Origin of the sequence: Leptospira montravelensis (assembly GCF_004770045.1) — a bacterium.
GTDB lineage: Bacteria > Spirochaetota > Leptospiria > Leptospirales > Leptospiraceae > Leptospira_A > Leptospira_A montravelensis.
The window spans coordinates 679,135-705,554 of record NZ_RQFO01000016.1; the positions used below are offsets into that span (position 1 = coordinate 679,135).

26 protein-coding genes are annotated in these 26,420 nt (G+C 35.9%); 10 read left to right on the plus strand and 16 right to left on the minus strand.

Features of this window, described 5'->3' with window-relative positions; all coding sequences use genetic code 11:
* Positions 1-80 precede the first annotated feature (80 nt).
* Positions 81-2,423, plus strand: a complete 2,343-nt coding sequence (locus EHQ31_RS13490; protein WP_135582932.1) for an ATP-binding protein — start codon at positions 81-83, stop codon at positions 2,421-2,423.
* 42 nt (positions 2,424-2,465) lie between these two features.
* On the opposite strand, the gene EHQ31_RS13495 is transcribed toward EHQ31_RS13490, so the two are convergent.
* The 4 genes from EHQ31_RS13495 to EHQ31_RS13510 form a co-directional block, all read right to left on the minus strand.
* Entirely contained in the window at positions 2,466-2,897 is a 432-nt protein-coding gene (locus EHQ31_RS13495; RefSeq protein WP_135572863.1) for a hypothetical protein, read from the minus strand.
* A gap of 89 nt (positions 2,898-2,986) precedes the next feature.
* Positions 2,987-3,322 carry a Zn-ribbon domain-containing OB-fold protein gene (locus EHQ31_RS13500; RefSeq protein WP_135572861.1) on the minus strand — a complete coding sequence of 112 codons (336 nt, stop codon included), beginning with the start codon at positions 3,320-3,322 and terminating at the stop codon, positions 2,987-2,989.
* Between the two features lie 100 nt (positions 3,323-3,422).
* The gene (locus EHQ31_RS13505; RefSeq protein ID WP_135572859.1) at positions 3,423-4,430 is read right to left on the minus strand and encodes an NADP-dependent oxidoreductase; all 1,008 of its coding nucleotides are present in this window, start codon (positions 4,428-4,430) and stop codon (positions 3,423-3,425) included.
* 4 nt (positions 4,431-4,434) lie between these two features.
* On the minus strand, positions 4,435-5,235 hold the full coding sequence (locus EHQ31_RS13510) for an SDR family NAD(P)-dependent oxidoreductase (RefSeq protein WP_135572857.1): 801 nt from the start codon (positions 5,233-5,235) through the stop codon (positions 4,435-4,437).
* Positions 5,236-5,354: 119 nt separating this feature from the next.
* On the opposite strand from EHQ31_RS13510, the gene EHQ31_RS13515 reads away from it, so the two are divergent.
* A complete protein-coding gene (locus tag EHQ31_RS13515) occupies positions 5,355-5,783 on the plus strand; it encodes a winged helix-turn-helix transcriptional regulator (protein WP_135572855.1) in 429 nt (142 codons plus the stop codon).
* Between the two features lie 243 nt (positions 5,784-6,026).
* Here the strand turns inward: EHQ31_RS13515 and EHQ31_RS13520 are convergent, their stop codons facing one another.
* The 8 genes from EHQ31_RS13520 to aroC form a co-directional block, all read right to left on the minus strand.
* Positions 6,027-6,533, minus strand: a complete 507-nt coding sequence (locus EHQ31_RS13520) for a hypothetical protein (protein WP_244247384.1) — start codon at positions 6,531-6,533, stop codon at positions 6,027-6,029.
* Positions 6,534-6,571: 38 nt separating this feature from the next.
* Entirely contained in the window at positions 6,572-7,336 is a 765-nt protein-coding gene (locus EHQ31_RS13525) for an Lp29 family lipoprotein (RefSeq protein WP_135572853.1), read from the minus strand.
* A gap of 267 nt (positions 7,337-7,603) precedes the next feature.
* Positions 7,604-8,818 (minus strand): acetyl-CoA C-acetyltransferase, encoded by a 1,215-nt coding sequence (locus EHQ31_RS13530; protein WP_135572852.1) that lies wholly within the window; start codon positions 8,816-8,818, stop codon positions 7,604-7,606.
* A gap of 71 nt (positions 8,819-8,889) precedes the next feature.
* Complete coding sequence (locus tag EHQ31_RS13535; RefSeq protein WP_135572850.1) at positions 8,890-9,861, minus strand: hypothetical protein; 972 nt, start codon at positions 9,859-9,861, stop codon at positions 8,890-8,892.
* Between the two features lie 208 nt (positions 9,862-10,069).
* Entirely contained in the window at positions 10,070-10,597 is a 528-nt protein-coding gene (locus EHQ31_RS13540) for a NuoI/complex I 23 kDa subunit family protein (protein ID WP_135572848.1), read from the minus strand.
* Entirely contained in the window at positions 10,584-12,032 is a 1,449-nt protein-coding gene (locus tag EHQ31_RS13545) for an NADH-quinone oxidoreductase subunit G (RefSeq protein ID WP_135572846.1), read from the minus strand. Before EHQ31_RS13545 ends, EHQ31_RS13540 begins: the two co-directional genes overlap by 14 nt.
* A gap of 53 nt (positions 12,033-12,085) precedes the next feature.
* On the minus strand, positions 12,086-12,826 hold the full coding sequence (locus EHQ31_RS13550) for a response regulator (RefSeq protein ID WP_135572844.1): 741 nt from the start codon (positions 12,824-12,826) through the stop codon (positions 12,086-12,088).
* Between the two features lie 16 nt (positions 12,827-12,842).
* Positions 12,843-13,979 (minus strand): chorismate synthase, encoded by a 1,137-nt coding sequence (gene aroC / locus EHQ31_RS13555; protein WP_135572842.1) that lies wholly within the window; start codon positions 13,977-13,979, stop codon positions 12,843-12,845.
* Here aroC and EHQ31_RS13560 point away from each other — a divergent pair.
* From EHQ31_RS13560 to EHQ31_RS13575, 4 genes are read left to right on the plus strand one after another with little or no spacing between them, the layout of a single operon-like run.
* Positions 13,970-14,536 carry an LIC_10042 family TonB-like protein gene (locus EHQ31_RS13560; protein WP_135572840.1) on the plus strand — a complete coding sequence of 189 codons (567 nt, stop codon included), beginning with the start codon at positions 13,970-13,972 and terminating at the stop codon, positions 14,534-14,536. The genes aroC and EHQ31_RS13560 overlap by 10 nt on opposite strands.
* Positions 14,523-15,062, plus strand: a complete 540-nt coding sequence (locus EHQ31_RS13565) for a UpxY family transcription antiterminator (protein WP_135572838.1) — start codon at positions 14,523-14,525, stop codon at positions 15,060-15,062. Before EHQ31_RS13560 ends, EHQ31_RS13565 begins: the two co-directional genes overlap by 14 nt.
* Positions 15,059-16,033, plus strand: coding sequence for a KpsF/GutQ family sugar-phosphate isomerase (locus EHQ31_RS13570; protein ID WP_135572836.1), 975 nt, complete (start codon positions 15,059-15,061; stop codon positions 16,031-16,033). The genes EHQ31_RS13565 and EHQ31_RS13570 overlap by 4 nt, the downstream gene beginning before the upstream one ends.
* Positions 16,034-16,039: 6 nt before the next feature.
* A complete protein-coding gene (locus tag EHQ31_RS13575; RefSeq protein WP_135572834.1) occupies positions 16,040-16,756 on the plus strand; it encodes a type I 3-dehydroquinate dehydratase in 717 nt (238 codons plus the stop codon).
* Between the two features lie 2 nt (positions 16,757-16,758).
* Here EHQ31_RS13575 and EHQ31_RS13580 read toward each other — a convergent pair whose 3' ends face one another.
* From EHQ31_RS13580 to EHQ31_RS13590, 3 genes are read right to left on the minus strand one after another with little or no spacing between them, the layout of a single operon-like run.
* Positions 16,759-18,336, minus strand: coding sequence for a tetratricopeptide repeat protein (locus EHQ31_RS13580; RefSeq protein ID WP_135572832.1), 1,578 nt, complete (start codon positions 18,334-18,336; stop codon positions 16,759-16,761).
* A 44-nt stretch (positions 18,337-18,380) separates the two neighbouring features.
* Positions 18,381-19,988, minus strand: coding sequence for an FAD-dependent oxidoreductase (locus tag EHQ31_RS13585; protein ID WP_135572830.1), 1,608 nt, complete (start codon positions 19,986-19,988; stop codon positions 18,381-18,383).
* Positions 19,989-19,998: 10 nt separating this feature from the next.
* On the minus strand, positions 19,999-20,505 hold the full coding sequence (locus EHQ31_RS13590; RefSeq protein ID WP_208652774.1) for a hypothetical protein: 507 nt from the start codon (positions 20,503-20,505) through the stop codon (positions 19,999-20,001).
* On the opposite strand from EHQ31_RS13590, the gene EHQ31_RS13595 reads away from it, so the two are divergent.
* The 4 genes from EHQ31_RS13595 to EHQ31_RS13610 are packed head-to-tail and all read left to right on the plus strand — an operon-like array spanning position 20,447 to position 25,220.
* Positions 20,447-21,871, plus strand: coding sequence for a peptidoglycan recognition protein family protein (locus EHQ31_RS13595; RefSeq protein ID WP_135572826.1), 1,425 nt, complete (start codon positions 20,447-20,449; stop codon positions 21,869-21,871). The two genes, EHQ31_RS13590 and EHQ31_RS13595, sit on opposite strands and share 59 nt — an antisense overlap.
* 23 nt (positions 21,872-21,894) lie before the next feature.
* The gene (pepN, locus tag EHQ31_RS13600) at positions 21,895-24,537 is read left to right on the plus strand and encodes an aminopeptidase N (RefSeq protein ID WP_135572824.1); all 2,643 of its coding nucleotides are present in this window, start codon (positions 21,895-21,897) and stop codon (positions 24,535-24,537) included.
* 9 nt (positions 24,538-24,546) lie between these two features.
* The gene (locus EHQ31_RS13605; protein WP_135572822.1) at positions 24,547-24,870 is read left to right on the plus strand and encodes a TRL-like family protein; all 324 of its coding nucleotides are present in this window, start codon (positions 24,547-24,549) and stop codon (positions 24,868-24,870) included.
* The gene (locus EHQ31_RS13610; protein ID WP_135572820.1) at positions 24,867-25,220 is read left to right on the plus strand and encodes a TRL domain-containing protein; all 354 of its coding nucleotides are present in this window, start codon (positions 24,867-24,869) and stop codon (positions 25,218-25,220) included. The genes EHQ31_RS13605 and EHQ31_RS13610 overlap by 4 nt, the downstream gene beginning before the upstream one ends.
* Here EHQ31_RS13610 and EHQ31_RS13615 read toward each other — a convergent pair.
* Positions 25,217-26,170 carry a glycerophosphodiester phosphodiesterase gene (locus EHQ31_RS13615; RefSeq protein WP_135572818.1) on the minus strand — a complete coding sequence of 318 codons (954 nt, stop codon included), beginning with the start codon at positions 26,168-26,170 and terminating at the stop codon, positions 25,217-25,219. The two genes, EHQ31_RS13610 and EHQ31_RS13615, sit on opposite strands and share 4 nt — an antisense overlap.
* Positions 26,171-26,420: the final 250 nt, after the last annotated feature.

Consider the following 26,420-nt stretch of genomic DNA (forward strand, 5'->3'; position numbering starts at 1 on the left):
CAAGCCAACTTACTTTTTTGCAGTGCAACCTATTCAAATCCCACACAAATTCACCGGTAGCTAAGAATGGTTTTCTTGATTTGTCGATTCATAATGACGCAATTGTTAAAAATGAATTCGCAAATTTAAAAGGTGAATGGAAATTTTTTTGGAACGAATCTAAAAATCCAAACCAACTACATGATTTTGAATCCGAATCAGAAACCATTATAGTTCCCAGCTCATGGAACCAAAAAATAATTGATGGGAAAAAACTAGGCAGCACCGGATTTGCGACTTACTACCTCCAAGTTAAAATACCAGAAAAATGGAAAAATAGAGTTTTATTACTGAGAGTAGATTACCATGCAGGTGCTTATGAATTATTTGTTAACGGAATACTTTCACAATCAGTGGGTATGTTTGGAGCAAAAAAGGAAATTTCGAAAAATGTTCATGCACCTTCGATTGGATATATTTATTCGAATTCGGAAATTCTAAACATTGTTATCCACGAATCCAATTTTGAACATAGGGTAGGAGGAATTGGACGAGAAATATATCTTGGCTTTCCCAAAGCCATCAATTCAATTTCAAACGAACGAAGAATTTCGGACCTATTTTCAATTAGTGTTCTATTTATTATCAGTTTATATTATTTTTTCTATTTTTTAATTAGAAATTCAGATAAGTCTAGTTTGATCTTTTCAATTTTATGTTTTTTCTTATTAATAAGAGCATTAGTACAAAATGAACAAATTTTACGCGAATATTTTCCGAATGGAAATTATAAAATCTTTTTACTAATTGAGTATAGTGCTATGTATTTTGCACCAAGTTTAGCAGTTCATTTTTTCTCTTTGCCGATCGAATTTAAATTTAAAAATAAAATCATAATTTCTTGTTATACAATTTCTATTGGCTACTTTGTTTACGCAATAATAGTCGATACTATATCAATTTCAAATACAGTATTACATTTTCAGTATATTGTATTAATTTTGAGCATCTTTTCTATCGAACTAAATGTCCTTGCGATAACTAAAAAGATAAAACATTCTTGGTTATCATTAGGCAGTATGTTCGTCGCTCTGGTTACAATCATAATTGATATGTTAATCATTCAGGAGAAAATACAATTACCATTTACGGCTTCTTATGGCTTAATTTTTATGATTTTTACTCAGGGAATCATATTAGCAGTCAGACACTCCGAAGCATTTAGTACGAATGAGCAACTTACCAATGAATTAACTTTATTCAATGAAAATCTAGAAATTAAGGTAAATGAAAGAACAATTGAATTAAATTCGGCAATCGAACGAATGGAAAAATCCGTTAAAGCTAGAAATGATTTTTTAGCAAACATGAGCCATGAAATTCGGACTCCAATGAATATAATCTCAGGTATGGCTGAGTTACTTGATGAATCAGAATTAAAACCTGAACAAAAAGAATATGTATCTATTTTCAATATAGCCAATAAAACATTATTAAACGTTCTTAATGACGTACTAGACTTATCAAAATTAGAACAAGGATTTCTATCTATTGATACGCATGAATTTAGAATCGATCATTTATTAAATGATTTAAATAAAATTTTCCAATTCAAAACTAAAGGAACTTCATTAACATTTGATATACAAATTGAAAAAGATGTTCCCTTGCTTGTTAAGGGGGATTCAAATAGAATTTCTCAAATATTGTTTAATTTGCTGAGTAATGCATTTAAGTTTACGAATAATGGGCAAGTTAGTTTATCACTTAGCTTAGAAAATAATCAGTATTTTGTTTTTACAGTCAAAGATACCGGTATCGGAATGACCGAGGAAAAAATTAGTAACTTATTTATAAGATTTTACCAAGCACATGATTCGAATCAAATTTTTCAAAGAGGAACAGGCTTAGGTTTAGCCATTTCGAAAAAACTAGTTGAACTTATGAATGGAAATATCGCTGTTAAAAGTACCTTAGGTATAGGATCAGAATTTGTTTTTAAAATTCCATTGATGATTTCTACCACTGCTAATTTAGTAAATTCTCAACTCAAACAAACAAACGAACAATTTCATAATTTAAAAGTTTTAATCGTAGATGATGTCCAAGAAAATTTACTTATTGTAAAAAAATTCTTAGAAAAAGAAGTGTTTAGTATACATCTCTCCTCTGGTGGCTATGAAGCTGTCACTATATTTGATGAGAATTTGTTTGATATTGTTTTAATGGATATTCAAATGCCGACTTTAAATGGATTTGAATTACTAAAAATTTTCCGCAAAATAGACTCGGATCGATTTAGATTTACTCCGATAATAGCTTTTACGGCAAATGTAACTTTAGAGGAACAACGTGAAATAAATGATGCTGGATTTAATGGTTTTCTTTCTAAACCTGTTTCAAAAAAAGTTATATTTGATAAATTTAACGAATTATTAAGTTAATATATTATCAGTTCGTAAGCAAGATCAGTTTATAATTAGTTATCACCTTTTGTGATACAACAATGCTTTCTTTAGACATGTAGTTAGTTTTGCTTTAGAAAGTTTTTTACTGACAGAAAAATATACTGCTCTTCTTCCATCACAGTTCCAATCTGGAAATTCAACTGCAATTTCTTTAGCAATCGTAGTTTTACAATTGAAATAGAGTGCAAATTCCACTTCATTTACTTTCGCAATCCTTACGGTAGAACCTGATTTTGTTTTTGGAGTTAAAAAACTAGGTTCCCCCCATTTCAAACATTCATCAATTTCGCCTATCCTTGGATCTTTTTCTGACAACTCATAAATCCAATTCCGAATTTCCATAAATTTATCAAACATTACTGGTGTTAGGTTAAAGTAGTAAGAGGAAACTTCCTCCGAGGGAAATTTCAATTTAGATGTATTTTTTTGATTAGAAGAACTAATTTTCATTTTCTGCTAACTGATATTTTAGATTTACTTATTTATTTTTATCTATAAGTAGTTAGTACTTCTCATTACAGAAAAGTAAAATTAAAACTCTAATATTGAAATATGGGTCCAATTTTTTCATCTGTGCCTTTGTATCGGACTTTATCACCGATTTTTACTGCATTAAAATCGGTAACACCATCAATCACCGTTGTCAGTTTTACATTTTCCTCCGTTTGCACAATTGCTAGGACATAAGGAGCACGAGCTGCCATATGGCCAAATCCTACGTAAACTACAGTAAACGAATGTATCGTTCCATTCTCTTTTAATTCCACTTTTTCTGTGGATTCACTGCCACAAGAAGGACAACCACTCAGAACTTCAGCTACTTTGAAGTTACATTGGTTGCAAATTGTGCCAGTAAATGTTTGTGTTACGCTCATATTACATTTCTTATTTGGTCTTGATTAATTTGCAATACGTTTAAATTATTGTTAGGTGAATTTGACTAAAAATAATTTTGAACATTTCTAAGCACAATGCTTAATATTTGACTTTTAAAACCACTTTACCTTTTGTACGTCCAGTTTCCACATAAGATAAAGCTTCGTTGGTTTGTTCAAACGGTATTATTTTATCGATCACTGGTCGTATTGTTCCAGCTTCAATCAATGTGGTTATTTCACTTAACTGATTGCCATCAGCCTTCATAAACAAAAACTCAAAATTGACATTCAACTTTTTTGCCTTTCGGATTACTGACATACTTAGTAAATTCATAATGAATTGGAAATGCCGACCTAAACCAATTTTTTTTGCAAAATCTTTAGTTGGTGGTCCCGTAAGTGACACTAGAGTTCCGCCTGGTTTTAAAATTTGTAACGATTTGTTAAGTATTTTATTGTCCCTATTGCTATGTAATACCACATCATAATCTTTTAAAATTTTAGAAAAATCTTCCGTTTTATAATCAATGATTAAATCAGCACCAAGACTTTTCACCAAATTTGTATTAGCTGAACTTGTTGTAGTTGCAACAAAAGCACCTAAATATTTTGCTAGTTGAATTGCAAATGTGCCAACACCACCTGAACCAGCTTGTATAAAAACCTTTTGACCTTTTTTAACATTTGTTATCTCCACCAAGGCCTGCCAAGATGTAAGGCCAACTAATGGAATTGATGCTGCCTCTTCCATTGAAATGTTTTTAGGTTTCATAGCTAAATCATTTTCAGAAATAGCGATAAACTCAGCAAAGGTGCCTATATGAAAATCGGAAGGCCTAGCATAAACTTCATCGCCAACTTTAAATTTTGAAACATTAGCTCCCACTTTTGTGATAACACCTGCCATATCATGTCCATTTGTAAAAGGTGGTTTGTATGGAAGAAAAATTTTAAAATCTCCATTTCTAATTAACGAATCAAGTAGGTTGATAGCCGTTGAGTGTATTTGAACTAAAACTTCATTATCTTTTACTGTTGGTTCTGGTACTTCTGCAAGTACCAGTTTTTCTTTTTTACCGTAACGTCTTACCTGAAATGCTTTCATTGTCTTAACCCTTAAATCGATTGAAACTTTTAATCAAAGATTTCTCAAATACTTTGTAAGCAAAGTGTTGGATCGCCAAAATCACAGAGGCACCTTTTCCGACTGGATGGCTGAATTTTGGATCTTTTGTTTCAATCAATTTTACCAAAGTATCAATCACAGGAGTTGGTTCTGGAGCATTGTCAAATAGATCTTTTGCAAACATTTCGATTTTACTTCTATATTGATTGTAGTCATCAATTTTAAGTTTAGCTTTCACAGAATTAGTAAATACTTTTGTCTTAAATCCCATTGGTTCAACCATTGCAACTTTGATGTTGAATTCATTTAACTCAAATCGTAATGATTTAAAAAATCCTTCCAATGCATGTTTGGAAGCTCCATAATATGAACCACTAGGAAAATTCAATAGTCCCATAATCGATCCAACGGTTATAATTTTTCCAGATCTTTGTTTTCTAAAATCTGGTAACAATTCTTTTGTAAGTTTGACAGTTCCCCAAAAATTAGTTTCGAATTGTCTTTTACCTTCTTCGATCGTAGTTTCCTCTGCTAATCCCGATAAATAAAAACCGGCATTATTGATCAAAACATCGAGTTGGGAAATATGCTTGAACAATTCATTACGGAATACCTTGATTGAATTATCATCGGCAATATCAAGTGATAACATTTTGAATGGTACTTTGATTTGGTTAGGGTTACGACTAGTGCCAATGACGTTGTAACCACTTTCATGAAGTCTCGTTGCAGCAATCAGACCAAAACCTGATGATGCGCCCGTGATTAAAATTGTTTGTTTCATACTTCGATTAGACTCCGTGTTTTAATTTTTACTTGCAATTTGCAAGTAAAAATATCACTTTTATTTTGCAAGTGATTATTTTGTTATATTTTTTAAAATTTTTAATTGGAGGAAAATGAATGGAAAAAGCTAATAAAAGGTCAGAATGCCCTCTCAGCTGCTCATTAGACATATTTGGTGACAAATGGTCGTTACTTATCATTAGAGATATGATGTTCTTTAATAAGTCAACCTATGGAGATTTTTTGAAATCTGAGGAAGGTATTGCAACAAACATCCTAGCAGCCAGACTACAAAGTTTAGAAGAAAACGAACTCATCAAAAAAACGGAACATCCAGAAAGTAAGGCAAAGGTTCTCTATAAACTTACAAATAAAGCTATTGAACTATTACCGATTCTTGTAGAAATACAATTGTGGGCAGATAAATATTTTGATATTCCCGCAGAAATCAAATCTCAGCTCAAAGAAGTAAAAAAGGGAAAAGAGGAATTTATAAAGGTTATGACACGAAATTTAAAGAGACAAACTACAAACCAAGCGGGCTAGTGAGTGGACATATGATGATATTATTTTTTTAGTTTTATCATTTCTTCCATAGTTGTATTGGTTTGTTCAGGAAAAGAATTGGTTTAGTAATATTTGATTTTTTAACTTCATACCTTTACTATTACAAATATATTATAATCTGGAATTTACAAACCAAGACTAACCAACATAAGTTAGCCCTAATTGTCGGCACTTAGTGGTTAGTCTCTTATGCGTTGCTGCATAAAGTTAGTGAGTAAGAACTTATTTCAAAATTTTCATATTCACTAAATCATCTAAAAAATTGTTCACAGTAATTTGAAGAGCTCTTTCTCTAGCCAGCCTTTGTCTAAAAGCGTACATGAAATGCTCTGTAGGTTCTGAAATAGCAGCTCCACTATATGTATTCTTAAAAACTAATCTATTTTTTAAATAAAGTGAGTATTCAACTTTGATTGAATACGCAACATCAATAAATTCTCCACTATATTGATCTTCAAGTTTTTCTGCTGTTAAGATGTAATCGCCTTCTTTTTCCTTAACTTCAGAAAATAATTCTGAATATTTTAAATTTTCTTCAATTAAGTTAGCTGCTAGAAGATAATAAAATCCAGTAGCAAACATTTCAAATCTACCCTCAGGTTTAGTCAAAGAAATCGATTTTAGATCTGATCTAACCGGGTATTTTTTAAAATTTTTTGAATAATCTGGCATTAATACACAATTGCTGAATATTAATCCGATTAAAAATGTTAAAAGTTTAGTTTTCATTTTTGTTCCTTTTGTATTGTAATTTAGAGTAATTTTTATTATTTATATTTCGCATTAAAGTCATATGAGAATTCTTTTGTAATATTTTCTTGTGATTTAATAATACTTTGGTCAATATCTTTGAAAACAAATTCCTTCTCGTTTATATTTAAGTTAAACCACCAGGAAGTTGTAATGACTACTTGCTTTTTATATTCAAACTTATCTATAAGATTGAGTTTAGAATCATAGACATAGAAATAGGCATTTACTGGTTCTGCCTTTTTCGAAGGAATTATAAAAAAAGATAATACGGAAGCTGCACTTTGGATATAACCAAAAAAACTAGCATCGTATTCAACCCATGAATTAAAAGGTTTTCCAGGAATTCCGAGAATATAGTAGTCTACATTATTAGTTTTAACTTGGCATTTAGATTTAGATGTATCAGGTGTTAAATCGAAATCGATAAAATTACTCAATTCCATTTTGCCCGAATCTTTTACAATATTTATGTATTCATAAACAAGATCTAAACAATTATCTCTTCCTATTTGACCGTTAATTTCTTTAGAATTAAAAAAAGATACATCCTTACCTGCTGGAAATAATTGTTTCATGGACTGATTATAGTTTAAAGAAGCAGATGATTTATATAAGTCACCTTGTCTATCTTTAGTCATTTGAAATTCATAATTCATGAAACCTATTAAAGCGATTCTTTTGTTTGATATTAAATGGTTTTTTTTAGAATCAGGTGCTATGTAACTTTTGTATGAGTTACATCCTAATATTGTAATAATAATAGGTATTAAAATTTTCATTTGCAAATGATATTAACATTAAGAAAATTGCAAACTACTTTTTACAAAGTTGAATATATAAAACAACTAACATAAGTATGTTGACTCTGGTGTCGGAAAGAGACATTAAGGACAGATCTACTGTTAGTATGCGAGTGAGTGACGGGAAAAGAATTTGGAGATACCCGACCGAAGGATCAGTGCCGATTTGTAGCGGGATAATTTATAAAAAAACACGTTTAAACCCCGATTTAACGAGATTCAAACGTGTTGATCAAATGGTAGGTTTTACTTCAATCTTTCGATGATTGTTGCGATACCCATACCACCACCAATACAAAGAGTGATGAGTCCGTAACGAAGGTCTCTTCTTTCCAACTCGTCAAGTACAGTTCCTGTAAGGATCGCACCTGTTGCTCCGAGTGGGTGTCCAAGAGCAATTGCTCCCCCGTTCACATTGATTTTTGATTCATCAATACCGAGTGTTTTCTTTACGTATAACACTACAGAAGCGAATGCTTCGTTGATTTCCCAAAGGTCAATGTCTTTTACGCTAAGGCCAGCTTGTTTCAATGCTTTTTGAGAAGCAGAAACAGGACCAGTTAACATAATCGTTGGATCTTCACCAGTTGCCACTGTTGCAAGAATTTTTGCACGTGGTTTCAAACCGTATTTTTTCAATCCTTCATCGTTAGTTACTAAAATCGCTGCAGCACCATCTACAATACCAGAAGAGTTTCCGAGTGTATGGATATGGTTAATTTTTGTTACTTCTGGATAAGAACGAAGTGCAATCGCATCTAATTCTTTTTCACCAATCGTCTTGAATACTGGACCGAGACTTGAAAGGAATGCATAGTCTGATTCCAAACGTGGGTTTTCTTCTTCAGTCACAACAGTTCCATCATCCAAAGTAATTGGGATCACAGATTTTTTGAAATATCCATTTTGAACGGCAGCATGTGCTTTTTGTTGTGAAGATTCTGCAAAACGATCTGCTTCTTCGCGAGAAATATCATACTTTGTTGCGATAAGGTCAGCAGAAATACCTTGTGGAACTAGGTTGTAGTGAGCAGCAATTTTATCGTTACCAACGTTAAAATCACGTCCCATCATATCATCACCCATTTTCACACGGCTCATGGACTCAACTCCACCACCAACTCCAATTTCCATAGCTCCTGAAGCAACGTGATTTGCTACGTTGTTAAGAGCTTGTAATCCAGATCCGCAAAAACGGTTTACTGTATAACCTGGTACATCTTTTGGCCAATGAGCCGCCATAACCGCATAACGTGCGATACATGCAGCTTGGTCAGCAACTTGAGATACACAACCCATTACAACTTCTTCAACCGTTTTAGGATCGATTCCGGTACGTGATTGGATGGCTTTTAATGTGGCAGCAGCTAATTCTTGTGGATGGACGGATGCAAGTGTCCCGCGTTTTTTGCCCTTTCCTCTCGGAGTTCGGACAGCATCAATAATATAGGAATTCCCCATGGGTTTACCTCTCTCTGGGTGTTCTAGGAAAAACGTACAGAGTTCGCCTCATAAGAAAAGTAAAAAAATCATCATTTCGTCATAGTTTTCATGAAATTGTGACGGTAGTAGAGTAATTTTGCTCGGATTTGGCATCTGTAGCCCGAAATCATAGAATCAAACCTGTCGGCTTTACTTTCGTTTCGTTCTTCTGCGATGCGGATGTACCGAAAGTTGGGCTCTATCGCTTCTGAAAATTCTCGTTTGTTCCAGTCTACATACCGCCAAGCGCTGAAACTATGGTTCACTCCTACCTTTTCATCGATGGTTCCCAGGAGTTGAAATTTGGATTCACAAGGAGTTCTAAAGAATATGTAACGATTAAAAAAATAGAGTATCGTTCGGTGAGGGTTTGCCTCTAAAACCGAGCGGAAATGTTCCCGCATTTCCTCTACAGTATAAAACAAATCGGGTCCAGAATTGGTGCTACGAAAGATAACTGGAGAAAATTCATTCGGTGTATACAATTTTGTTAAAATTCGGATATAAGATGGGTCATCCAGTCGGTAAGGAATTTCATTAAACGCAAATGGGAAAGGATCTCTTTCTGTGAAATGAATTTCAATATACCGAGTGTGATCGTATTCTGGGTCATTGATATCGGTAGCCACAATCTTTTTGATATAACGGGAAAGGAATTGGTCTTCGTACAAATCACGAACGGTCACAGCACCCTCTTCATAGAGAATGGCACTCCCAAAATCAATAAAACTCGCACCATCTAACAGTCGTCCAATGGATCCATATTCATGATGTAAAATTCGATTCCGAAAGATCGATCTTAAAATCAAATTGTGATCATACAGCCTTTTACGGCCCGATCTTTGTTCTACAACTGTGTTTTTAGTTTTTTTAACTTTATAATAATGAATATGATTGGCAAGGCCGAACCGTAACTTTTCAAATGCATGATTTTCTAAAACACGTTTTTCATCTTCTTCATTTTCGATAATCGTAGTGTCTGCAAAAACTGAAGATGAATCACTGAATGTTACCGTTATCATCCAAAATAAAACACAAAAAATGAATCTAAAGCTTTTGGTTACTATATATAGTTTTGGAAAATTAAAAACAAATAATCTGAAGTTGAATTTTTGAATCAAAGGAGGTAAATTCACAATTGTATTAATAAATTTGATTCAAAATTAAAAAACCCGGTTCCGTCATTAAACAACAAAAACCGGGTATTCCAACCGAATTGAAAAAATAAACTTAAACCCTTTGGCCGAGAATGGGTCCGCCAGTTTTTTCCATCATTCTTTCTTTCGTTAAAAACAAATCTTCACGATTGTCTGCTGCCATCTCGCCTGTTCCATCTAGATAAATGGCACCCTTAGGACAGGCTTCCTCGCAAAGACCACAAAAAATACATCTGAGTAAGTTGATTTCAAACTTCTTAGCAAACTTATCTTCTGGATGAAGGTGTTGGCGGTCAGTTGGCACTTCTGCCGCTTCGATATGAATCGCGTTGGCTGGACAAATCCACATACAACAAAAACAAGCTGTACATCGTTCCCTACCTTGTTCATCTCGTTTCATGGAATGCATTCCGCGAAACCGAGTGGAATATTGGCGTTTTTTATCAGGGTATTCGATGGTCACTTGTTTGTTAAAGAAAGCTACTTTAACAAAATGTTTAAGTGTGATCCAAAGGCCTTTGCCTATGGACCAAAAATAGAACTTCTCATACCAAGAAAACTGGTGTTTTTTGGCGACGTTGACTACATTAACGGTTCCCAACAGATGCCTCCGCTTTTTCAGTCAGTTTATGAAAAACCAAATCCACAACACCAGCAGACGATTCCAATCCTTTGATTGCATTCATAGATTGCTCAAAGTTTTGTTTCAGGCCGTTTTTATTTGTAAAACTTCCTGAAGATTCAGCAAAAATCTGAATTGGCGCCGCCAAACTTGCGTTCTTTGCTGCATCAGTCAAATTGGTATCAAAAACAATCACTTTAGAAGGATCAATTCCTTCAGGAATGGATTCCTTTAAAACAACCACCAAATCAATAGCACCGGATTTAACAGCACTGATGATTCCAGAAATTCCTGAAGTGGTAGTGATTCCTAAATCTACTGCTCCCTTTGTGTTGGGGTGGTAATCTTTGGTGAGTAAAAAATCCACTTGTTCGGTTTCTTTGTTTTGGGCCTCAGTCACACGGGATTCCCATTGGATGGACTTACCGCCTAATTCACGTGAGATCGATTCAAAACTTTTTTTCAATGATGCCAATGTTTCATTGGATTCGTGTGCACCACCCAAAACAGCAATTGATTTCGCTGATTTCATGCGATCTGCCATTTTAGAAAGAACTTCTTTGGAGGTAGAAGGATTACCAGCTTCCAAATAACTATGGAGACGATTTTCATTCATCCAATCCAAATCAAATCTTCCTTTATCACAAAGGAAGAACATACCTTGGTCATAGTTTTCACGAACCATATAACGATACATTTTATTGTCTCGCACATTCGTTGTTACATTACAACCTGTGGAACAACCATGACATACGGATTTATGTGATTTGTACCACCATACGCGCGACTTAAATAATGTTTTATTATTAAGGAGTGCACCCACTGGGCAAATATCTGCCAAAGCCCCTTGGTAGTTATGATCGATTGGTTCTGATTTTGCAAGACCAATGATGGAATGATTTCCTCTTTCAAAAAGTCCAAGATTGGACTGCCCGACCTTTTCCTCTTCAAAACGAACACAACGATAACAAACAATACAACGATTATGATTGATGATGAGATTGGTTCCAATCTCCTCTTGAGGAATATTTCGTTTTTCGAATTCAAACCTAGAATGTCCAGTACCGGAACCAAATGCGTTGTCTTGTAAACGGCATTCCCCAGCTTTATCACAAACAGGACAATCTAACGGGTGATTGGCGAGTAAAAATTCCATTGTGCCGGCACGAGCTTCTTTCACTCGGTCTGACTTTGTAATAATCCCCATTCCTTCTTTTACAGGTGTGTTACAAGCTGCTTGTAAACGAGGTACACCTTCAATTTCAATGAGACACATGCGGCACATACCGACAATGCTTAATGCTGGGTGGTAACAGAAGTAAGGGATTTCGACTCCAACTTCTTTTGTGGCGTCGATGAGGTTTTTCTTTTCGTCGACTTCGTATTCGACTCCGTCTATCTTTATCTTAACCAAAGAACAGGCCCCCTACGTTTGATTAGACCTTATCATTGGTTTTTGTCAAACCTTCATTTTGAAATTATATTTACCTCGGAAAGATATGAGTAAGGTTGCAAATCCACAACGTTGTCATTGAAGAATTCCGAATCTAAAAACAGTGAACTGGCACGGATATTGGTCTGTTTGAGAATTTTGGCGATCAAATCATCCAAAATTTGTAGGGCACGTACTTCATAAAAAAAGATCTTATCGAGATTGATTCTCAAATTGGTAAAAGATCCCCTTCCGCCCAGAGTCAACATAAAACGATCAAAAATTTCATCCTGTGCTTTTTTACCAGGACAACCTTGAATTTCGAGAAGCATCTGGGAAATGGACAATTCAGAGACTGAAATCTTTAACGGATGTTGTTTTTTATCAAAAATGTTTTCCGGTTTGAGCTGTAAAACCTGCGCAATTTTTTCGAGTAAAGCTTGGTTTGCGATCGGTTTTAAAAGATAGGCTGTGACATGACTTAAAGCAGCGCGTCTCACTTGTTCTTTTTCACCAACAGCAGTTAACATGATGACAGGTGTCATCTTTAACATCTCTTTCCCTTTCTCTAAAAAACTTAGCCCATCTAAATAAGGCATATTCACATCGCTAATGATTAAATCAAAACTATTGTTTCTGATTTTAGCAAGGCCGGACATTCCATCCACAACATGCGTTACATCAAAGTTATACCTTTCTAAAGTATGTAGTAGTAATTTGGCACTACTTTCATCATCTTCAAGAAGCAGGATTTTATAAACTTTGGGTCGATTCATTTGTATTAGGATTCCTTTATTGTTCCGGTATCGAATCTAAGTTAGCATATTTCATAAACCATTTTGGTTGTAAGGCTCTTTGATAAAGATAAGCGTCCACAAGCACAAGATTTACAACAGCTTCCACGATGGGAACAGCTCTTGGTAAAACACAAGCATCATGGCGACCTTTAGCTTTTAAAACTGTTTCTTCTTTTTTATCATTAATGGTTTTTTGTTCAATTTTAATAGTAGAAGTAGGTTTGAAAGCAGCGCGAAGAATCAAATCCATTCCGTTTGAGATTCCACCTTGGATTCCACCAGAATTATTGGTTTTTGTTTTTACTTTTCCTGTTCCCGCTTCTATATAAAACTCATCATTATGAACTCTTCCTGTTTGGCGAGTGCCTGAGAATCCTGAACCCACTTCAAAACCTTTACAAGCAGAAATCGACAAAATCGCTTTGGCTAGGTCTGCCTCCAGTTTATCATAAACAGGATCCCCTAAACCTGGAGGAAGATTTCGAACGGCAATTTTTACAACCCCGCCTACCGAATCTCCTTCGTCTCGAAGTTTGCGAATCAGAGTTTCCATTGCATCATTTGACGATTGTTTTGGACATCTTGTTGGAAAATTGTCCACAAAATCTCTTGAAGTAGGATATTCAGATTCACTAATATTGGAGTCAATGGTACCAACAGAGTCCACCCAACCGACTGTTGAGATACCTAACTCTCGCTCTAAAATAACTCGAGCTAAACCAGCAGCAGCAACTCTGCCTATGGTTTCACGAACGGAGGAGCGTCCGCCACCCACATGGGCACGATGTCCGTATTTTTCTGAATAGGTATAATCTGCATGAGAAGGCCGAAAGACATGTGCCATTTCATCATAGTCACTACCTATTGTATTTTGGTTATTTACCTTCATTAAAATGGGACTACCCGTTGTTTTTCCCTGGAAAACTCCAGACTCAACAACCATCCGATCTTTTTCATCCCTGGGAGTGGTAAGATCATTTTGACCTGGCCTTCGCCGTGTTAAATCTTTTTGGATTTCTTCTTCTGGAAATGGAAGGCCAGCAGGAACTCCATCCACAACCACACCAACGGAAGTTCCGTGGGACTCACCATACGTAGATACTCGAAAAATTTTTCCCCAACTTGAAGGCATATACGGACAATGAAAATGGAGATTGCATTCTCTCCAATAAAGTTTTTCATGTTCTTGGAATGCACATTCTCTTTGAAGGCCAGAAATACAAGGCGATGCTGATCAGTTTTGGATTTCACCTTTTGTTACTATTGGCTCTATTTGGATATAACCTGCTTAGGGACATAGATTCGACATATTTGAATCTCAAAGAAGGGGGAGCCACTTCGAACCTGCGCTTACAATTTTTATCTGGAATGGGAAAATCCCAATCTTCTTCCCCGACAAATCTCGCACAAGATAATGGAACCAAAACGGTGGAAGATGAAATTTCTGAATTCCAAAATTGTTTGAGTTATCCGCCTCTTGCCTTGGAACAAAAACTCGAAGATACATGCGTTTATAAACTTTCAGTAAAAGAAGATGGTACTCTAGAAAAAATTGCAGTGGTCACCGCATGTAGGTATGCCGTCTTTGATTTACAGGTGCGTCGGCAACTTGCCGATTGGCATTTTCAATATTCCAAAGGTAAAGAATTTGTTCTACCCATTAGGTTCCGTTTAGATGTCCGAGACTAATCCCCCCATAGAAGAAAGTGCTTGGTACATTGTGTATACAAAACCCCGAGCGGAAAAAAAACTCAGTGAACTTTTAACCAAATACCATTTAGAAAATTATCTCCCCATCCGCAAAGAAAGGAAAAAATGGACTGATCGATTTAAATGGATCCATGTTCCCATCCTTCCTTCTTATATTTTTGTAAAAATCGTTTTCTGGAGAGATAAGAATAAAGTTCTGCAATTACCAGGTTCTCACCATTTTGTATTTCATAAAGGCCAACCAGCAACTGTGACCCAAAACGATATTGATCTATTAGAAGAAGGTCTACAAAAGTATGCTGATAGTTTGAAGGTTAGTCCTGAATCCGTATTGGAAAAAGGGAAAATGGTTCGCATCATTAGCGGAGCACTAAAAGACAAAATAATGGAAATTTTAAAAGTTAAAAATAAAACCTTAGTGGTCCTAAGGTTACCAGGTGTTGATACTGCTTTTTCTTATGAAATCAAAGTAGATGATTTAGCCTGGGAGGAACTACTCGTATGAAAGAAAAAGATACACTATCAATCGTAAAACAAGCGCTCGATGACGAAATTTCATCTTTAATTCATTTTAGAGACGAACTAGATCCAACGGTAAAAGATTGTATCGATCTAATCTTAAAATCAAAAGGGAAAGTGATAGTCACAGGAGTTGGAAAATCTGGTGACATTGCCAAAAAAATATCCCATACACTTTCCTCCACCGGCACTTCAGCATATTTTTTACATCCGACAGATGCCTCACATGGGGATTCAGGGATTGTCGGTCCAGACGATGTAGTCCTTGCGATAGGAAAAAGTGGCGAATCGGAAGAACTGAACTACATACTCCCGACACTTCGTAAAATTGGTGCAAAAATTGTTGGAATCACGGCAAACGCCAAATCAAAGTTAGCCTCTCTTTCTGATATTGTTATCATTACTCCTGTATTAAAAGAAGCCTGCCCATTAGATTTGGCTCCTACATCAAGCACAACCATTGCTCTCGTTTTAGGAGATGCCATTGCTGTGGCTCTTATGGAATTAAAAAATTTCCAAGCCAATGATTTTGCTTTATACCACCCGGCAGGTAGGCTTGGAAAACGACTTTCACTATACCTTTCCGATGTTATGCGAAAAGGGGAAAGAAATGCGTCAATTCCAGAGGATGCAAACCTCGAAACCATTCTCAAAGAAATTACCGAAAAAGGTATTGGAGCCACAGGGGTTATAGACTCTAATGCAAAACTAATCGGCCTAATCACCGACTATGACATTCGAAAGTATCTAACTAAAAACACTCTATTACCAACAGTTACAGCCAAAGATATGATGAACGCAAATCCAAGCAGTTTCCGACCAGAGGAAAAAGCCTATGACGTTTTAATCAAAATGGAAGGTCGGGAAAGACCAATATCCGTGGCTCCCGTTGTAGATGATAAAGGTTTATTTGTGGGAATGATCTCCCTTCACGACTTATTACAAAAAGGACTTTAAATTATTATGCCAGAATCTTACAAAATCATAGCCTCTGTTGGAGAAGACGACCTCCGACATTTGCAAAAAAAAGATGTAAAAGAAATCGATGTGATCGAAGTGCGATTGGATCTTTTTTCCAGAAACTACATCCAAAAGGAAATGAAAAAAAAGCTCAAAGCTTTAGGTCTTCCAGTGCTTTTTACTTACAGACGTGCGGAAGATAGCAGCGTTCGTTCTTATGTAAAACTATTCCATGAAGATGTTGAAGGAATTTTAAAAGATTTTAATGATAACGCAAATTATCTGGATATCGAACTAAATCGGGAAGACACCATTTTTAAAAATTACGAAAATCTAAACTATCGCATCATTTATTCTTATCATTCGTTTAAAAAGTCGATCCTTGCCAATGAAATGACAAATTTCATAAACAAAGCAAAACCAGTAAAAAAGAAAAATCCTATTTTCAAATTTGCAATTACACCTGAAGACATCGAAGAAACTGCCGATTTTTTGAATGATATCAAACTTTTGTCTAAATCAAACACGATGATTGGTATTTGTATGGGAGAACTAGGAATTATATCTCGCGTTTTTGGGGACAAGTTCAATTCATCATTCACTTATATGACGTTAGGCGAACCTAAAGCCCCAGGCCAAATGTCGGTAGAAACATTTAAAAAACTCAGGGCTGATTTATTTAAAAGTCCAAGTTTAGCAAAAGAAGCAAAGGAAGATTAATATTAGTTTTGGGAACTTACTGTTCCCGCTTTTGTTTTAATAAACTCACGAAAATTTACATCTTTCCAGACATCTTTAAAATCCTTTTCTAAGGACTCGGAAACCCAGTATTCTGGTTTTAGATCGGCTGCTAACTTAAACTGTTCCTTTGTTTTGGAGATGTCACCTTTTTTAGAGTAACATCTAGCAAGAAGGTAATGTCCTGAGGAAGAACCTGTTACTTTTTGTAAAATGGTAATCGCTAAATCCACTTTGCCTGAATAAAAATAATTACGACCTCGGTAGAATAAAAATTCCCGCGTTTCTGCTTTGACTGCATCTTTTTCTAAAACTGAAAAATAAGTTTCTGCTTTGTCAAAAGCATTAGTTTCCGTATAACGCCTTGCTAGTTTAAGAAACCCAACTTGGTATTTTTCTGGAGTTTGGGTTAAATCAGGAAATTTAGAATCAATGAATTCTGAATACTTTGAAAAACTGGTTTCAAATTTTTTAGTGCGTTGTCCCGCTTCAAACATACAAACAAAACGAAACATATGTGATTCCACTTGGTTGGGATTGAGTGAAAGCGCTTTATCCGCTGATGAAATACAGTTTTCCCAATCTGATTTTTGTTCGTATAACCTTGCCAAGGCTAAGAGTGGTGGGTCTTTCTGTAATTGTTTGTATGCTTGTTGGAAAGAAGTTTCTGCTTTATCCAGTTCTGCTAACTTTTGATAAGCGAATCCTTCGTTTAAATAAACATAATATAAAAACACATTTGTATCTTTTGAAAACGGATTTTTTTTGGCCCTTTCAAAGAATTCTATAGCTGATTTAGGATCATCTTGTCTAAGTTTAACAATCCCCAGTTTATAATGGTACCTAGATCGATTTGGGTTTTTTTCAATCAGAGTTCTAAGATTGGTTTCTGCTAAATCATATTTTTTTTCTTCGAATAAAGCCAACACATAATCCCAACGTACATCTTCCAAATTTGGTTGGCTGGCCAAAACTTGCTCATAATAAGAACTTGGTTTTGTAGATTCCTGGTCTTCAGAAACCTCTTCCTGTTTTTTAGACGTATCTTTTTTTAGATCAGACTGTTTCGGTTCGGTATGTTTTGGTTCTTGTCTTTGTGGTTGTGAATACGATTGCGAGGAAGAAGGATTTCCTTTGTTTCCCACGGCGCGATTGTATATTTTTTGTACTTCTTCGTTTTTTGGATCATATTTCAAATAACGAGAAGAGTATGTGGCAGATAAGTTCCAATCTTGGTGGTAATTGAAAAAAAGTGCGAGTTTTAATAAGACAGTTTTTCTTTGGTCTTTATCCAAATCCAAATCGACGGCTCTTCTAAAGTTTTGAATGGATTTAGGATAATCTTTTTTGTATTCGTAGATATATCCCAAATACATATAAGCTTCCCCGTCTTGCGGGTGTGAGTCGGCGTGTTTTGTGAATTTTTTAATCGCTTCGCCATATGCTTTTTTCGAAAAAGCTTTTTTGCCTTCCTTCATTGCATCGCTGTCAATAGCGAAGGCTGTAGTGTGAAGGATGACAAAGATAAATACAAAGGAAAGATATTTCCGCACGAATTCCAAACTAGTTAGAACCCGTGGGATTGAAAGGGATTTTTGGAAAAAAGTTAGATCTTCGTTCTTTCTTCTTTTTGTAAGGCCAAATTTCGCGAAGCTCTGAGAACGATACTCATTGTCGTAATTTGCGGATTCACCGAAAGACCTGTCGGGTAAACTGAGGCATCCATGACAAATATGTTTTTATGGCCATAAATTTCCAAATTTAAATCAACCGCACCTTTTTCTGGATCATTTGCCGATTGGATAGAACCGTGTGGGTGTGCAGAACCAACCGTTAAATCCCCTGGTTTTACACTTTCTTTCAATATCCAATCAAAATTGTCATTTCCTGTAACTTTATAGGGTTCTGTAAACCTAGTAAAAGGAAAAACTAACTCTTTGGCACCGGCAGCCACAGTCACTTCTGCCAAGGCTTTAAGTCCACGTAACATATTAAGTCCGTCTGTGGGTGTTAGTTCAAAATAGACCTTTCGTCGACCCAAACTATATTTTACACTCGCATTGGCTTCCCCATCGGCACCATCGCGAACCAGAACAATTCCCGCATTGTATTTGGTAAAATCCTTCATCACATCAAACTGTTGTTTGCCGTAAAAAGGAACAAGAGAAGAAGCAAGTGTAGGTCTGTATGGTGCCGCCTCTAACCAATAACCATAACCAGTTCCATTTTGATTATGACCATCTTTGATCACAATGGACTGTGGAGGACCATGAAACATTTTGATATCCGAATCAAACTTTCCAAAGATAGTAGAAGTTGGATGGACCTTTAAATTTCTACCAACCCAACCATTCCCAATGCCACTCCTTTGTAATAGAGCAGGTCCTTCAATCGCACCAGCACTGACTATCACAACAGGTGCTTTGATTTCCATCATTTCAATGACTTCAGTGGGAGCGGATTCATAAGCATCAGGTGTGAATTCTGCGATGACAGTTTTAATTTTGCCTTCTTTGATTTTTGCCGCTCTCATATTGGATATCACAATGGCTCCCGCTTCCAAGGCATCCGGAATCCATGTTAAAAATGCAGATTGTTTTGCATTGATAGGACAACCGAGCCCACAACGACCAAGCCCAATACATCCGCGATTATTGTTACGAAGTACCTGTGGAGTGAGTCCCATTTTTTTTCCACCCACACGTAACACATTATTGTTAGCATTTACTAAGTTATCTGGTACTTCATGCACACCTAACCTTTCATGCACCTCGGAAACATAAGAATCCATTTCTTCTCTGGAGTATCCTTGCCATCCAAAACGTTCACTCCATTCATTGGTTACGTAGTCAGGGGGATATAAAGAAGTTTGCCAATTGACAGTTGTAGAACCACCAATTGACTTCCCTTGTAAAATAGATAATGTCTGTTCTTCGGTTACAATAAAACCCGCATCCCGATACAATCTCGCCTGAGAAATGAATTCATCTGAATTGAACTGCGCAGGTGTAAAATAACTTCCTTCTTCAATGAGTACAACTTTCCAACCGTTTCGCGCCAGTTCACATGCTGCAACGGCACCACCAGCTCCAGAACCAATGATGACGACATCTGCACTGAGTTCCCATTTTCCATTTTGGATATTTTGTTCTTTAATTATCTCTACATGTTTTTTTGGAGTAATGATTTTTTGGTTTGAATGAGGAATTCCCATATAGCCTGCCTTATTGGATATAACCGACAAATTTTTGGTATTCTTTGTCAGAACTTAAAAGGAAAAATGAAATTTGCCTGAGGATAACATATACTCCCCTTTTCAGTCCAAGGGAAGAGTGTTTCCATTCCTGCAATCGTTTGATACGTTTCTCCATCGGTAATTTTACAATGGGTGTAAAAGAAAAATCCAATGCCATTGCTGCTAAAATTGAAGATGGAACACTTGCTAACAACTGTATGACGCTTTCTGTTTCAATGGGATAAGGATGTCCATACACGTAATTATCTAAAGCAAGTCCAAGATCAAAGTTCGGAATGGGGTTGTCTTGGAGAAAGACTTCTTGTAAGCTACGAAAACTATGGTATTGTTCTGGAGAAATTCCCCTAAGAGGGGGAGTCGTAAGACCAGAACCACAGTTCACTCCATGAATCGAAACTGCAGTAAGGGCAAAACATTTGAGAGAAAACTTTAAGAAACGATTTCGCGATAATAGAAAGGGTGTGTACGGCTCCAAGTCTCTTTTCCTTGTTATGATTTTGAACCCATTGTGTCAGATTCTTTTAAAAATATCACTCATTTTCCTTATTTCCTCTGGATGTATTGGTATTTTTCGAAAAGCTCCCGATTACCCATCCATCCGCATCGAAGGTTTAGTTTCTTATAACGAACTAGAGTCGATTAAGAATATAAAATGGAGTTCTCTTTCCAAAGTACGGGATCCAAAATTAGTTTCCGCCATCATCCTTCACAACTCTGGAAAACGAAAGTTACCAGAGTTTTTTAAACTTTCTTTCGCTAATCAATTTCTCTTTCACATCTACGTAGACTCTGATGGAAATATTTTCGGTGATCCTAATTTTCTAAATCAGGAATGGTCGGCCGCACCAGGAATTGATTTAGAATCCATTCACATTGTATATGAAGGCACCCAGGAAACTCTCTATAACAATCGCAAACAACGAGGAGTTCTCAACCAAGTGATTTCCTATTTGGCCGAGGAACTAAACATTCCAAAATCCAATTATGATGTCATTTCAAAACGAGGCATCTTTACACATAACCAAACCAAACGTCGGTTTGGCGGATTCGTAGATTTTTCTCCTTGCGGCAGTGAGTTAGCTCTTAAACAAATTCTTTCCGAAATCGATGGTAAATTTTATGAAGAAGATGATTGGAAAGACAGGTTTGTCACCGGTTGGGTATTAAAAAAGGAAAACAAAGAAATTTTAAAAGATACCTTCAAACCTACGAATGGAAGAGGGATCACAAAACCAGAAAAAATCACCATAACTCGAATTGAAAAAGATGAAAAAGGTTTTCCACCGGAAGAATATAGAGTTAAGTACACCTTCCGTGGAAAAATCAAACCGAGTTGTGTAGTTTTACATTACACTGCCATTTCCGATTATTTTAAATCTCTTCGTACACTAGAAGCAAGGAACCTAACTGCCTCTATCATGATTGACAATAACGGAAAGGCTTATCAACTCCTGGATGTTTTGGAAGACAGAGCCGCCGCAGCCACGGGAACTAACGATAATTGTATCCAAATCGAAATTGTGGCCAAGGATACGGAGGAACTCTTAAAAAAACCAGAACAAATCCAAACCGTGAAAGATCTTGTGACAGAGCTTACCACCAAATACAAAATTCCACTTTCGAATGAAAAACTTGAGGATTTAACTGGCGTATTTAGCCACACCCAAGCCAAAAAAAAATGGGGTGGTTCCATTTTCCTAAACGCAAAAGACTTTGATCCAGGCGAAGAGTATATGGAAATGATTTTAAATTCCATTGGTGGCAAATACTATAGTGAACCAGAATGGAAAAACCGAAAGGCAATCGACTGGGCCATTTTATATCGCAACTTTCAACCTTAACGAGACGGAGAGACAGAACTTCTATGAAACAACTTTTACATTTTTTTTACTTACTTTTCGTACTTTTAGTTTTAGATTGCCGTCTCAAAAAACCAGTTTACCACCTAACCCAATCCGAAGCAGAAACTCGATTCGAAATTATAGAAGACATCCATTATGAGTTAGATGTCCATCTCAGTCCTAAAGAAACTTTTGAAGGAAAAGTTAAAATTCGTTTTTTTGGAAAAAAACTCGGAGACTTGCGTTTGGATTATTATGAAGGAAAAATCAAAAGTATCATATTAAACGAAGAAGATCTTACCAATCTTCCTTATGAAAATGGCCATATTCAATTGCCAGCATACAATCTAATGATTGGAAATAACACTCTCACAATTTTGTTTGAGACTCCTTATGCCAAAACAGGAAACGGTCTACATAAATTTACAGATCCAGATGATAAAGAAGTTTATCTATATTCACAATTTGAAGCCTTCCACGCGAACAAAATGTTCCCTTGTTTCGATCAACCTGATTTAAAGGCAACATTCCAAGTCAATGCGACTGTGCCAAAAAATTGGAAAGTCATTTCCGCAACACTTCCTCATTCCCAATCAAAAGGTCTAAATCCCGAGGAAATTTCTTTTTCTTTTCCAGAATCAGCAAAAATTTCCACTTATGTTTTTTCTCTCCACGCAGGCCCTTATCAAGTTTGGGAAGATAAATTTGAGTCCATCCCTTTAAGATTATTTGTTAGGAAGTCACTCGCTAAATATGTAGATCCCAAAGATTGGTTTACCTTTACCAAAGAAGGTTTTGCCTTTTTTAATTCCTATTTCGGAATTCCTTATCCATTTTTGAAATATGACCAAATCATTGTTCCGGAGTTTAACTTCGGAGCTATGGAAAATGTTGGTGCCGTCACTTTTTCCGAACGATTTGTTTCTCGTTCACCAATGACAAGATCTCAAAGAGAAAATCTTTCCGATGTGGTTTTGCATGAAATGGCACATATGTGGTTTGGAAATCTTGTTACCATGCGTTGGTGGAACGGATTGTGGCTTAACGAAAGTTTTGCGACCTATATGGCAAGTTTAGCCCAAGCAAAAAATTCTGAATTCAAAGAAACTTGGATTAGTTTTTTTGAAAAAATGAAACAATGGGCTTATGAAGAAGATAGTTACAGTACAAACCACCCTGTAGAAGCAAAAGTTTCTGACACAGAAGAAGCCTTCACTCAATTTGATGGAATCACTTATGGGAAAGGTGCCTCTGTCCTCAAACAATTAGTTTATTTTATTGGTGAGGAAGCCTTTCAACGAGGTGTTCAAAATTACCTTCGCAAATATTCTTATTCAAACTCTACACTCTCTGACTTTTTAAAAGAGTTGGAATTTGCAAGTGGATTTCCCATGAAAAAATGGTCGAAAGATTGGTTAGAAACCAAAGGTACCAACCAAGTTGAGTTAACAACCGTTTGTGCTGATAATCAATTCTATTGGAAAATTGTACAATCGGCTCCTGGATCAGAAAACAAACTGAGAGACCACAAAACAATTTTAGGCCTCTATTTCTTCGATAAACCTAACAAACGATTATCCTTTGAAGAATTTCCTGTGGTTTATTCCGGTCGCTCCACTAATGCCATTTTCCCATTAAAGACTTGTCCCCATTTTAGTTTTATCAATGCCGAAGACCATGATTTTGCTATTTGGAAGTGGACGGAACCTAACAAAGAAAATTTAGAATATGTTTTAGAATTCGATACCGACCCAATGAGAAAACTCATCTTGTGGACTGATTATTTTAGACAAGTGCAACTTGCTAATGTCACTTTTGATGAATTCAAAGAAACAGCAGTTCGTATATATTCAACCGAAACTGATATCAAAATCAAACGATGGATTTTATCTCGATTGGCCGGTGACAATGGTTCCACCTACGTAACTAGTAGGTTCTGGTTTCCAGAAGAAAAACGAATCCAAGATTTGAATGCCTTACAAAGTTTTTTATGGGAAACACTGAACCAAGCAAAACCGGGAAGTGATGAACAAAGGTATTTATTTGTTTCACTCATTGAATCCACTTATACAACAGCTTCTAAAAAAAGACTTTATGACTTTTTAGAAAACAGACTTTCCATAAACGGCTTAAAAATTGACCAAGATTTACGTTGGAATCTACTCATTAAACTCAGTTCCTTAGAATCGGATAGAACCCAAATTCAAAACCTGATTGAACGTGAAAAAAAAGTCGATCCTTCTAGTCGGGGAGTTAATTCCAGTTTGGCGGCCGAAGGAGCAGAGCCCAATCGTTCTGTAAAAGAAAAATGGATTCAAGTTCTACTTAACCCAAAATCAAGTCAGTACTCCTCCTCTACACTGCGAGTGGTGTCTTATTCCTTATTTCCAGAACACCAAAAAGACATCCAACTCAGCTTTTTAGATACTTATTTGGACGCATTGGATAAATTTAACAATGGTGAAGATGAAAACTATTTAGATGCCTTTGCTAAAAGTTTAGCACCAGACTTTTGCACTGATGAAACATTACTGATTCTAAAGAAGTTTACTGGCAACCATCCCCGGCTTCCAGCTCTAGTTAAAAAAACTCTATTGAAACAAATTGATTCAGAAAAAAAGTGCATCCAAATGAAGAACAAACATAAAGATCTCATAAACAAATAAGGATTTTTTTTGAATCAGTTTTTGATTTCACACATATTAGTTTTTTTGTTTTCTATTTTGTTTTTTGGAAATTGTGCCTCACCAGGTTTTGGACCAAAAGGGTTTATTTATACAAAAACAAAAATTGGAATTTTTGGAACAGGGGAATCCTCTAAAAGAAGAGCTACCTCTTGCGTACACTCTGTACTCGGACTTTTTTCTTTTGGAAATGCCTCCCTGGAATTCTTAAAGTCTAGATCTAAAATCCAAAATGTCACCGAAACCAATTGGACCACCTTTGCCATTTTGGGAATGTATGCGAATCTTTGTGTCGAAATCTCAGGAAACGAATGAAAAAAGACTCTCGATTCATTTCAAAATCATTTGTAGTTTTGGTTTCTTTTATCCTTGGTTTCTTCCTCACTCAATGTGTTAATTTAGGGCAACCACAGGGACTTGGGCCCACCGGCATTTTGTATGCGTCTTATTCTTTAGGACTTTCAGAACGTAACTTACCAAAACTTCCTTTGAAAAAAGGGAAGGCTTGTGTAAAACGATATGGTATTTTTTTTACAACTGGTAATGCGAGCATCAGCGAAGCAGCAAACGCTTCAGGAATTGTGGATATTTATAGAATCGAAAAAGAGGCAACGAATTACCTCTCTCTCTATTCTTCTCTTTGTACAGTAGTTTGGGGAATTTAAGGTTTCGGGCGAACTACGGAGTCCAATAAATCTGGATAATCAGAAATAATTCCATCCACTCCACAAGAAACAAGTCTTTTCACTTCTTTTTCTGTATTTACAGTCCACGGAACCACCAACATAGATTTGTTATGCGAATCTTTCACAAATTTGGGTGTAACATATAGAAAGTATGGAGAAATGATATCCGCTTGTTTTTCTTTTGCTGCTGACAAAATGTTTTCTCGGTATCCATTTCCAAAACCAATTGTCATCAAAAATCCTTGGAAGTAAGTGGGAACAAACAAAGCACTGGTTTTAATTTTTGGATTCTTCACCTTGGAAACAGCTAAAGTCCTAAGGTCGAATGATTGGATGGTAGACCTTTCCACTACTTTATACTTCTCAATGATTTGAATTAGTTTTTCGGTGTGTTCTTTCACTAAACTATCGGGTGCAGAACCATCATCAGGAAATTTTGTCTCAATATTAAACTCATAAACTTCTTTTGATTTTTTTTCCGTTTGTATTACCTTTTCAAAAAACTCTTCTAAAGAAAGAAGTTTGGTACCAGGTACAGGAGACTGTTTTGGAAAGTTAGGATTTTTTTTTGATCCACAATCATAAGTTTGTAATTCAGCTAACGTAAGTTCGTAAAGCGAAGTTTTTTTAATCTCAGTCCCATCTGCGTTTTGACAGATCACAGGATTGGTATCCGAATCATGATGGATGACCACTCGTTTGTCTTTGGTAAGAACCGTATCCAGTTCTAAAGTTACCATTTTATATTTGATCGCTTCTTCAAAGGCAGGCCAAGTGTTTTCTGGTTTTAGTCCTCGTGCCCCACGATGGCCTTGTAAATCAATCACCTTACGCAGACGGTTCGGTGGATCCACTGTGGCACAGTTGGTAAAATAAAGTGTAAAACAAATTAAGAATAAACTAATTCTAAAAGTTTGGGTTTTCTTCATCAATGGTTTCCTTTCTTACGGATTCCATCGTAAACATTCGTTGTGATTAGAAAGAAATTTTTATGCTTCCATTTAAAAAGAAAACTGACTCAAAACGAATCAGAAATAAGGGAAATACCCGTAAGTCGTAGTACTTCTTATCACAATGCGCGGAAAAAAAAAGAAATCAAACTCTAGAAATAAGAAAAGGCTGGAAAAAACGAGCACACCACCTAGGCTAACCCCGGTGGTGGACTCCAGAAAGGAAATT